8 protein-coding genes are annotated in these 9482 nt (G+C 66.0%); 2 read left to right on the top strand and 6 right to left on the bottom strand.

Annotated features, from left to right (window positions below; all coding sequences use genetic code 11):
• Positions 1–309: 309 nt before the first annotated feature.
• The 6 genes from ACFYQ5_RS35815 to ACFYQ5_RS35790 form a co-directional block, all read right to left on the bottom strand.
• Positions 310–1032: an alpha/beta fold hydrolase gene (locus ACFYQ5_RS35815; protein WP_389203778.1), complete on the bottom strand. Its 723-nt coding sequence runs from the start codon at positions 1030–1032 to the stop codon at positions 310–312.
• Between the two features lie 51 nt (positions 1033–1083).
• Positions 1084–1989: an NADP-dependent oxidoreductase gene (locus tag ACFYQ5_RS35810; RefSeq protein WP_389203775.1), complete on the bottom strand. Its 906-nt coding sequence runs from the start codon at positions 1987–1989 to the stop codon at positions 1084–1086.
• 52 nt (positions 1990–2041) lie between these two features.
• Positions 2042–3124, bottom strand: a complete 1083-nt coding sequence (locus tag ACFYQ5_RS35805) for an MBL fold metallo-hydrolase (protein ID WP_389203772.1) — start codon at positions 3122–3124, stop codon at positions 2042–2044.
• A 47-nt stretch (positions 3125–3171) separates the two neighbouring features.
• Positions 3172–4287, bottom strand: coding sequence for an NAD(P)-dependent alcohol dehydrogenase (locus ACFYQ5_RS35800; RefSeq protein ID WP_389203770.1), 1116 nt, complete (start codon positions 4285–4287; stop codon positions 3172–3174).
• A gap of 306 nt (positions 4288–4593) precedes the next feature.
• Entirely contained in the window at positions 4594–5685 is a 1092-nt protein-coding gene (locus ACFYQ5_RS35795) for a Gfo/Idh/MocA family protein (protein WP_389203768.1), read from the bottom strand.
• Between the two features lie 77 nt (positions 5686–5762).
• On the bottom strand, positions 5763–6734 hold the full coding sequence (locus ACFYQ5_RS35790) for an aldo/keto reductase (protein WP_389203767.1): 972 nt from the start codon (positions 6732–6734) through the stop codon (positions 5763–5765).
• 293 nt (positions 6735–7027) lie between these two features.
• On the opposite strand from ACFYQ5_RS35790, the gene ACFYQ5_RS35785 reads away from it, so the two are divergent.
• Both ACFYQ5_RS35785 and ACFYQ5_RS35780 read left to right on the top strand, forming a co-directional pair.
• Complete coding sequence (locus ACFYQ5_RS35785; protein WP_389203765.1) at positions 7028–7570, top strand: MarR family winged helix-turn-helix transcriptional regulator; 543 nt, start codon at positions 7028–7030, stop codon at positions 7568–7570.
• A 1176-nt stretch (positions 7571–8746) separates the two neighbouring features.
• The gene (locus tag ACFYQ5_RS35780; RefSeq protein ID WP_389203763.1) at positions 8747–8983 is read left to right on the top strand and encodes a hypothetical protein; all 237 of its coding nucleotides are present in this window, start codon (positions 8747–8749) and stop codon (positions 8981–8983) included.
• Positions 8984–9482: the final 499 nt, after the last annotated feature.

The following is a 9482-nucleotide window of genomic DNA, read 5'->3' as shown; positions in this document are numbered from 1 at the left end:
GATCACCCTCACGGAGCTGCAACGCAGCGGCCAGATACACAGCCCCATTGTCCTGAAACACCAAACGTAAAGCTACTTCAAACACGCAACACTAGCCCCGATAAGGCCGACGCCGATCCGGGTATTTGCTGAATTCATCATTAGGATGCTCCTGTCGTGTGCAGCCCCGGCAACGCTCTCCGGGCTGCGTCACGATGATTCGTTTCCGGACAAATGCGTGGGCACTCGGGCTCACCATGGCGAGCGAGCAATTATTGCCGTTCGCGTAGCGGCCGCGGGGTTTGAGCCCGAGTGACCCAAGCGCAGGTTTTACACGTGAGCCCAGTGGGCCTCGAGTTCGCGCGCGACATCGGCCGGACGCTCTATCATCGGCCAGTGCGAGCTGCGCAGCTTGAAGACGGCACGTGCGCGTGTGGCATTACCGAGCTCGTCGGCGAAGCGGTGAGGAAGAAACGGATCGTCCAGGCCCCAGATCACTAGCGCTGGTGCGGTCACGTTGCTCAAACCTGGCTTCCACTCCGCCCCGACCTCGATCGCCGAACGGTAAAGGGCGAGAATGCTTGCTCTCATAGTGACATCGAGATGCCGGACCGATTCGTTTGCCGCGTCGCGCGGCATCTGCGCCTCGTTGAGGCTTGCTGCGAACGCCTCGAGGTCGAGGTCCTCCATCCATTGCTCGCCCTCGCCTGGCGTTTGCCAGATCTTGGCAAGATAGTGCCACGGATACTCCGGATCGATTGGTCCGCTGATGCCTGTCCATGTCCGCACCAGATCTGGTCGGATAGACGCGAGACGGCCCGTGAGCAGAGACCCCCAATCATGACCGACCAGGTCGACGGGTTCGCCGATTTCTTCGATCTTCTTAATAAGCCAATCGAGATACTCTTCTTTCGTCGACGTGAATCCCGCTGGCAGGGGTACGCCAAACCCGGGGAGGTCGATCGTCACAATATCTTCGCGTTGAAGATAGGAACGGACGGTGTCCCAAAGCCGGTGGGTATCAGGTACACCATGGACGAGGACTGCAGGCATTTCGGATTCTCCAATTGATTGTTGTCGTGGTCGAATGGCCGGTCGGTCGAGTCAGGGAAGGAGGATGACTTTGCCGTGGGTGTGGCCCGTGGCGACGAGGCGATGAGCGTCCGCGGCCTCGTCGAGTGGGAAGCTCCGGCCGATGCGTGCGGTCCATGCGCCGGCGGCGATCAGATTCAGGGCTTCCTGGACAGGGCCGCGGTCGCGGTTCCCGCTGCCCCCGGGGCTGAATGCGACGCCGTGTTGTGCGGCATCGCGGTCGGCGAGCGTCACGATCCGGTCGGGGCCGCCGAGAAGATCGACGAGGGCGGGAAGGAGCCCCTTGCCGGCGGTGTCGAGCGCGGCGTCGACCCCGCCCGGAGCGGCGGCACGGATGCGATCGACCAGGCCCGGGCCGTGGGCGACAGGGGTCGCTCCGAGACTCCTGACGAAGTCGGCGTTGGCAGTCCCGGCGACGCCGATCACCGTCACACCGCACTGTCGCGCGAACTGCACGGCGGCGCCGCCCAGAGCACCGCTCGCGCCGGTGACCACGAGCGTTTCACCCGGGCGAATGTTCAGAAGCCCGAGAGCCCTCGCCGCGTTGTCGGCGCCGATGACAGTAGCCGCGGCCTCCTCGAAGGAAACGCCGTCGGGGATTGTCGCGAAGTTGCTGCTGACCGTGTACTCGGCGTAGGAGCCCTGGGTGGCGGAGTCCGGCCACCCGGCGACGCGGTCGCCGACCACGCCCTCGTCGACGCCCGGGCCGACCGCCTCGACGACGCCGGCGAACTCGAATCCGATGATGGCGGGAGCACGCAGGCGGAACGCTCCGGCGCGTGCCAGGATCTCCGCCGGGTTCACCCCGGCGGCGTGAACCCGCACCAGTACCTGACCCGGACCCGGCACCGGTCGCGGAGCCTCCGCAACCCGCAACACGGAGGGTTCGCCGAACGAGGTGATGACGGCGGCTTTCATGATGATCCTTCTCGTATACAAGGGTCATTTGCTCGCACCGTTCAGAACGGTGTCAGGTCAGGAAGACCGGAGGATTCTCGCCCCGCAGGCGGTAGTCGGGCCGGGGCCGTTCGAGGCGGATCGATTCCAGCACGGTGTACGCGTGGTACTTGGTCTGGGTGGTGGCTCCCGCCAGTCGTTCCCACCAGAGCCGGCCGTCGCTCGTTTCCTTCTCCAGGACGTGGCGGGTGGTGTAGTTCGCCATGGAGCTGATCCAGTTCTCGGTGCCGACGAAGATCCTGTCCCAGCCGGTGCCGGTCACGATGTCGGCGAGCGCATCCGAGCGGCTGAACCGCTCGACCGCCGCAGTCGCCCCCTCGAGCACGTCGGTGAAGTACTCCACGCACAGCTTCACCTGCTCGTAGGTGCCGTAATGCATGTGGTGCCCGCCGACGAAGTAGTCGAAGTCGTATTCGAGGATCTGGGACTGAGCTTCGTACCAGCCGGAGATGTTCTGCGAGGCGTCGCAGTGCATGAACGTGACGCTTCCCGGACTGACGATGTCGACGGCCGTGAGCACCTTCTGCCGCGGTGCGTAGATGAAGATGTTGCCGGGGCAGTGGTTCTCTCCCCCGTAGGCGAGCTGCAGGCTCACGCCGCCCACTTCGAGGACGAGTTCGTCGTCGAACGTCCTCGTCGGCAGGGGGCGCTTCGGGTCGGGGAAGCGCTCCAGGAGTTCCTTGGTGATGCGGTGGGCGACGATCTCGACGTCGGGACCGAACACGGAGGCCGCGCCGATGTGATCGGCGTGCCAGTGGCTGTAGATGACGTGGGTCACCGGTCTGTCGGTGACGTCCTCAATTGCCGCCAGCATGTTCTCGCCCAGCGTCGGAGGTGCGTCGATCGCGACCACGCCCTCCTCGGTCACCACGAATGCGGCGTCGTAGCCGGCACTGGTGACCCAGTAGAAGCCGCCGCGCAGTTCTTCCACGTGGTAGCCGTACTTCTGGAAGTGCTCGCTCTGGAAATATGGGGGGTAATACCCCTCGGGGTCCAACGGGTCGTCCGCCCCCGCGCGGGGGAATCCATAGTGGTCGATCCCGTAGAAGCTCGGGGTTTCTTCGACGCGGATGGGTATCTGACTGCTCTGGCACATCGACGGGACGCCTCTCTGTGTTCTTGGAAATCTGTCGAACGGGTGGTCTATCCCGGTGACGTGAATCGAAGGACCGCCTTGGTGACGCGGCCTGAGCCCGCATCCTCGAACGCGGTGTTGATATCGGCGAAGTCGTAGAAGGACAGCAGTCGGTCGATGGGAAACCGGCCCGCTCGATAGAGCTGGGCGAGATCGTTGATCAGGAGCGACGAGACGGCGTCGCCCTGGATGATGCCTTGCAACGACTGGCCGAGCGTGAGCCGGCCGGCGTCGAGCATGGCGCCCGCTCCTTCGTGAAACGCCACGAAGCCGAATCGGCCCATTGGTGCCAGGGCGCCGACCCCAGCGTCGAGGTTCTCCGCGCGGCCGCTCGTGTCGAGGACGTACTCCAAACCGCGCTCGTCGACGGAGCGGAGCGCGCCGGTCAGATCCTCGACCTGGCCGGGGTTGACGAGATGCGTCGCTCCGAGATCGCGGGCCAGCTCGAGGCGACCGGCGTCGACGTCGACAGCAACGATGGTGGTAGCACCTGCGACATGTGCCGCCATGACCGCCGCCAGGCCCACCGCGCCCACGCCGAAGACCGCGAAGGACGCCCCCGCCGGAACAGCGAGGGCCTTGAGCACGGCCCCCGCGCCCGTCTGCAACCCGCACCCCAGCGGCGCCATGACGTCGAGGGGCAGATCGCGAGGGACCTTGATCGTGTTCCGTTGGTGGGTCAGGGCGTGGGTGGAGAACGAGGACTGACCGAAGAAGTGACCGTGTGGCTCAGTACCGTGGGCGACGTGGAGACCATTCGAGCCGTCCAGGCGGGCGCCTGCGAAGTTGGCCGCCCAGACGTTGTCACAGTAGGCCGGGTGAGAGGACATGCACGGCTTGCAGCGGCCGCACGAGTGGTAGGAGAGGACGACGTGGTCACCGGGCTCGACGGTGGTGACAGCGGCCCCCACGCGTTCGACGACTCCTCCTCCCTCGTGCCCCAGCACCACCGGCAGCGGCGTTGCCATTCTCTGCGCCCGCACGTGAGCATCGGTCGCGCAAATTCCAGTCGCGACCATGCGAACAAGTACCTCGTCGGGCCGTGGGTCTTCGACCTTGATGTCGCGTATTTCGAAAGGCCCATCCTGCGTCTCGATAACGGCGGCGCGCGCGGGGGTGGTCATACGTCGTGAACCTGCCGCGAAGCGCCGCGAGCGCCATAGTGACGAGGAACTGAAATCATCAACGACTCCCTGATCGGGGTTGTGGGCCTCAGGAACTTCAGCGGGTCCGAACCTATGTCGGCTGCCCGTACTCGCGGATCGGTCGCCGTATCCGTCACGGGCCCGGATCCTCGAAGGCTGGTGCGATCGGGCTCCTGGTGTCCGCGACCTTGATCGCGGACACCAGGGCCTGACGGGGTGGGGCGTCTCCGTCTGCTGTCCGTGCATCTCCGGCAGTGGTGCACGGTGCCGCGAGATGTGGTGGCGTCAGTGCCGGACGCCGGTCCGAGCGGCTTGCTCGACTCGGGCTATGAGTCGGCTGTTGTGGGCGGCGTGCTGAAATCCCGGGGTGTGGTGGGTGCCGTTCGTGATGTCGCGGGCCAGGCTGGCGTAAACCTCGCCGACGTTGATGGCAGCGCCCGTCCAGATGTCGGCAGCGGTGGGTCCCGTGCCGGTGGCGACGGGACTGTCGGGCGCGGTGAAGTCGACGCTCGACGAGAGGGTGAGGTCGCCGACCTGAACGCCTGCGGGGTGGTCGCCGGTCAGCTTCAGCCAGCCCTCCGATCCGCGTACTTCCAGGCTGAAGTGGGCGTCGGGGGCGGGCACGCCCGCCAGGATCTGCACCCCGACCGGCGCCCCCGAGGAAGTCTTGGCGATGGCGTCGAGGTGATCCGGGACCTCGCGGACAGATATCGCGCCGGTGTCGACCAACTTTACCTGGGGCCAGAGGAGTTCAGTGCGGGCGTCGATTTCGGTGATGTCGCCGAGAACGGCCTCGACCACATCCAGCACGTGGCCCGCGGCGATGGTGAGGAAGCCGGCTCCGGACGCTGCCTTGTCGAAGTATTCGTACGCGCTCACCGACTCCGGGCCGTTGCCGAAGGTCGTCGCGGCGACTCGCGCCGAGAGCAGCCGCCCGAGCCGGCCCTGAGCGATGATCTCCGCCGCGCGGCGTACCGAGGGGTTGAGCCGGCCCTGCAGGCCGATCGCGGTGTGCAGTGAGCCGGCCGCGTCAGCCATCTGTTCCGTCTGTGCAACGGTCGTGCCCAGCGGCGACTCTGAGTACACGGCCTTGTTCGCCGCGAGGGCCGCCAGGACGAGCTCGCGGTGAGCCGGGACCTTCACCGCGACGGTGACGACGTCGATCGAAGGGTCACCGATGAGCGCGTAGGGGTCTGCGAACCAACGCTCGGCGCCGAACGCCGCGGCAGCGCCACGCGCGCTCTCCTCGTGCCGCGTCGCCACACCGGCCAGGTGGAAGTCGGGCTGTGCCGCCAGCGCGGGTATGTGCGATGCGCCCGCCCAGCTTGCCTTCGTGTCCGCGCCGATGATGCCGACCCGAATGAGAGTGCTTGACATGATGTGGTGTTCCATTTCTTTCGCTGAAGCAAGACGTGGTGTGGTGCGCGGGGCGAATCGGCGAATTCGCGCTTCTCTCACTGGTCGACGGCGGCCATGTCGGGCTCGGCATGGCGCTCGCCGGACGCCGGTGTCAGGTTGTTCAGGCGGGCGATCTGGCCCGGGGTGAGTCGGATGCCATCGGCGGCACTGTTCTCCTTGAGGCGGTCGATGCGTTTCGTCCCCGGAATGGGCGCGATGCCGTCTCCTTGCGCGAGCAGCCAGGCCAGAGCGACCTGCGCGGGCGTGGCCCCGACCTCGTCGGCGACCTCGCGTACCTGGTCGACGATGCGCAGGTTGCGCGTGAGGTTGTCGCCGGTGAACCGGGGATTGGAACGACGCCAGTCGGCGGCGTCCAGGCCGTCCAGGGTGCGGATGTCACCGGCGAGAAAGCCGTGTCCCAGCGGTGAATAGGGAACCAGTCCGATGCCGAGCTCACGCAGCGTGGGCAGCACCTCGGCCTCGGGGTCCCGTGTCCACAGCGAGTACTCGCTCTGGACAGCGGCCACGGGATGGACCGCATGGGCCCGGCGGACGGTCGCCGCTGCCGCCTCCGACAGTCCGATGTGGAGGACCTTGCCCGCCTCCACCAGCTCGCTCAGCGCCCCCACCGTCTCCTCGATGGGAGTGCCGGGGTCGACCCGGTGCTGGTAGTAGAGGTCGATGCGGTCGGTTCCGAGCCGCCGCAGTGAGCCGTCGACAGCCGTGTGAATGTTGGCGGGGGTGCTGTCCGGGCCCGGCCGGCCGGTGTGGGAGACGAGGCCGAACTTGGTGGCGAGGACGACTTCGTCCCGGCGGCCCTTGATCGCGCGACCCAGCAGTTCCTCGTTGACGTAGGGGCCGTACACCTCGGCGGTGTCCAGATGGGTGACACCGAGGTCGACGGCGCGACGAATGGTGCGGATCGACTCGGCTTCGTCCCGACCGGCGCCGGTGTAAAAGGCCGACATCCCCATGACACCCATGCCGATGCGCGGGACATCGAGCCTGCCGAGCGACGTGGACTGCATCCGTTGTCCATTCCGTGTGGGGCGGGCCTCAGCGCCGCAGAGCGAACTTGACGCGTCAAGTTCTACCCCTTCGAACTTGACGCGTCAATAAGTGGGTCTAGGATGTCCTCATGGCGAGGACGGCAGATGACACGAACGGCCGGCGCCGTCGGCGACCACGGAACGGGACGACATCCGAGGCGGCGGCTCGTGCCGACGAAGGCTCCGACTCGGGGGCGTCCACCGGTCCGGTTGCCGAGACGCGATGGCTGAACGGCGACGAGCTGGCGGCGTGGCTGGCCAACTCCGCGATCATGATCAGCCTGCCGGCCGCGCTGGATGCGCGCATGCAGCGCGAGGCTCAGCTGACCTTCTTCGAGTACGTGGTGCTCTCGGTTCTCTCCGAGCAGCCGGATCGCACCATGCAGATGAGCGCCCTGGCTGCGCGAACGGCGGCGTCACTGTCGAGGCTGTCCCATGTCGTCGGTCGGCTCGAGAAGCGCGAACTGCTCGCACGGAAGCGGATCCCCGGTTCCGGAAGGCGCACCACCGCGACGCTGACCGAGGCCGGTTACGACGTAGTGGTGGCAGCGGCGCCGGGACACGTCGCCGCAGTCCGCGAGTACCTGATCGATGATCTCGGTCCTCAGGAGCTGGCGGCACTGCGCCGCATTGGTGCCGCGGTGGACACGGCCATCAAGCGCGGGCAACCCGACGCGGGCGCTGCGGCTTCGTCCCCGGGGGACGGCGCGGTGGACGGCCAGTCACCCACGATTCATCCGGCTTCACAGCCTCCGGCCGGCACCTTGATCGTGACTCCCCGCGGGCCCGCCGGCCAAGAGCCTGACCAGCCCTAACTGGCGGGCGTGAGTGATATCCGCGCAGCTTGCGGGGGCTGGGCTGCACCACAGCACGCGGCCTTCACCGTCCGTGACGACCATCGACTTGACGGCGTTCTGCTTGTTCTTGCCGGAGATGAACTTGCATACCTAAAGCGGGTGTGAGCCGGAATGCGAGGGCGGCTCGGCAGGGGGGTGTCGCCATCGCCGCCCAACGAGTCGTTGGGCGGCTGACTCAAGATCTTCATCGGACGCGCCTGGCTCTGTCGACGTTGAAGAGCAGCGTCTCGCGCTGTTCGGGAGGCACCTCGGCTGCCAGTTCGGGCAAGCAGCGAACAGCGGAACGGCGAAGGCATGTGTGAGTCGTCCGCGCTCTTCGTCGGCGTGAGCAAAGCGCTGGCTACAGGGCAGTGCTCGTAACAACCGTCTCCCGAACTCGTCGGCATCGACTTTCCTCGAGCCGCAGGCGTCTGCCGTGGTCGTCGACAACTGCTGTCGCAGGACATCGGGAAAGCCATGCCAGCCGCACGCCTCTGCGGGGCCGTGGTCCGCCGGTCGGCGGCCAGCGCCATCCTCCGCCACTGAGCCCACAGCGCGCCGAGTCAACTCCCTGCTCGCCGATTCCATCCGGCTCGGTCGAGACCCTGAGGAAGTGCCACGTTCGTGAGACCGAGCGCTGTGCCAGCGACCTGAGACAGCGAAAGTGCCGCTGGTCGGCGAGTACAGCCTGTGCCAAGGAACGCGAGACGCTACAACAGGAGAGCCCTGCCCGATCACCCAGGCCCGTGCAACCACGACGAATCCTGCGACCTGCTGGACGTCATCGCCCTGGCCGACGACGAACACCGATGCTGCGCCGGCATCATCCCGAAGCCGTCCAACATGATCCGGTGGCTGCGAAGCCCTCTGATCGCCCGCGATAGCGGCACTGTACGGCGTTCTGAGCGCACGTCAGCCGTCCTTGGCTCTTTTCCGGTCCCGGGCGGCTGCGTTCGCCCCGGAGAACGCAGTACGCGGCCGCCTCTCAAGTGGTCCGGGGTGCCTGTTTCTTCTCAGGAAGCCTGGGAGGTCGACATGCCTGCGGCCTTCCTGTGTGCCCTTCTGCCTGGAAGGGGCGAGCGCTGGAGGGCGTTCCTGGTTCACTTTTCCGGCAGGACCATGTGTGTTGGTTGGCACGTCTGACGGGGGTAGAGCATGACTGACAAATTGGTATGGTTCATTATCTTGCTACTGATTTCGGCCGTCGTCACCGTGAAGATAGCTCAGACGAACCCGGTGCTCGCGCTCTGCTTCTGCGCCCTGGCGGCCTGGGGCAGTTCCACCCTTGTAGGTGACGTTGATGAGGGGCCAAAGCGTCCCGCGCTGACCATCCTTGGTGAAATCGCGGGGGTCGTGGGGATGGTGCTTGCACTTATCGAGTTGACTCGATAAAAGTCGACGATGGGCCGAGTGGTGCAGAACCCAAGACCCAATTGTAAATTGCACTAGAAGTGGATGTGGCGTAGCTGACGCATTTGCTTATTGATCTTGGTTTTGACCTGGTGTTGTTCAGTTGTGCTGGGCGGTGTGTTGCAGCTTCGGGGGAGAGGCTTGCGCAGGGCGGGGAAGCGGTGATGGATGTTACGTGGGTTGAGCTGGTTGTTTAATGCTGCGCAGTGAGTTGAGTGGGGCAGCAGCTTTTGTGCAGTGTGATTGGTGCGCCCATGGGTACGGCGAGTTGTCGGTTCGAAGTGCTGGAGCCAGGGCGTCCGGCGCGGGGGCGTGGGCTGTTCCGCGGGTGGTGAGGCGTTGCCAGAGCAGGTCGTGGTCGGCGGGTGCGAGGCGGGGCAGTTCGAGGTGATGCGCCACGACCGTGCCAAGACGACGCTCCGCACCTACCAGGGGGCCGTGGGCGTGTTCATGGACTATCTGCTCAACCCGGTCTACGGGT

It is taken from the genome of Streptomyces sp. NPDC005794 (assembly GCF_042871445.1).
In the GTDB taxonomy this organism is placed as follows: domain Bacteria; phylum Actinomycetota; class Actinomycetes; order Streptomycetales; family Streptomycetaceae; genus Streptomyces.
The sequence above is the reverse complement of the archived record's forward strand: the minus strand, read 5'-3'. Positions and strand labels throughout refer to the sequence as shown.

Bases quoted from the DNA above. Each gene is read 5' to 3' on its own strand.
- ACFYQ5_RS35815 (WP_389203778.1), bottom strand. From the start codon at position 1,032: ATGCCTGCAGTCCTCGTCCATGGTGTACCTGATACCCACCGGCTTTGG.
- ACFYQ5_RS35810 (WP_389203775.1), bottom strand. From the start codon at position 1,989: ATGAAAGCCGCCGTCATCACCTCGTTCGGCGAACCCTCCGTGTTGCGG.
- ACFYQ5_RS35805 (WP_389203772.1), bottom strand. From the start codon at position 3,124: ATGTGCCAGAGCAGTCAGATACCCATCCGCGTCGAAGAAACCCCGAGC.
- ACFYQ5_RS35800 (WP_389203770.1), bottom strand. From the start codon at position 4,287: ATGACCACCCCCGCGCGCGCCGCCGTTATCGAGACGCAGGATGGGCCT.
- ACFYQ5_RS35795 (WP_389203768.1), bottom strand. From the start codon at position 5,685: ATGTCAAGCACTCTCATTCGGGTCGGCATCATCGGCGCGGACACGAAG.
- ACFYQ5_RS35790 (WP_389203767.1), bottom strand. From the start codon at position 6,734: ATGCAGTCCACGTCGCTCGGCAGGCTCGATGTCCCGCGCATCGGCATG.
- ACFYQ5_RS35785 (WP_389203765.1), top strand. From the start codon at position 7,028: ATGATCAGCCTGCCGGCCGCGCTGGATGCGCGCATGCAGCGCGAGGCT.
- ACFYQ5_RS35780 (WP_389203763.1), top strand. From the start codon at position 8,747: ATGACTGACAAATTGGTATGGTTCATTATCTTGCTACTGATTTCGGCC.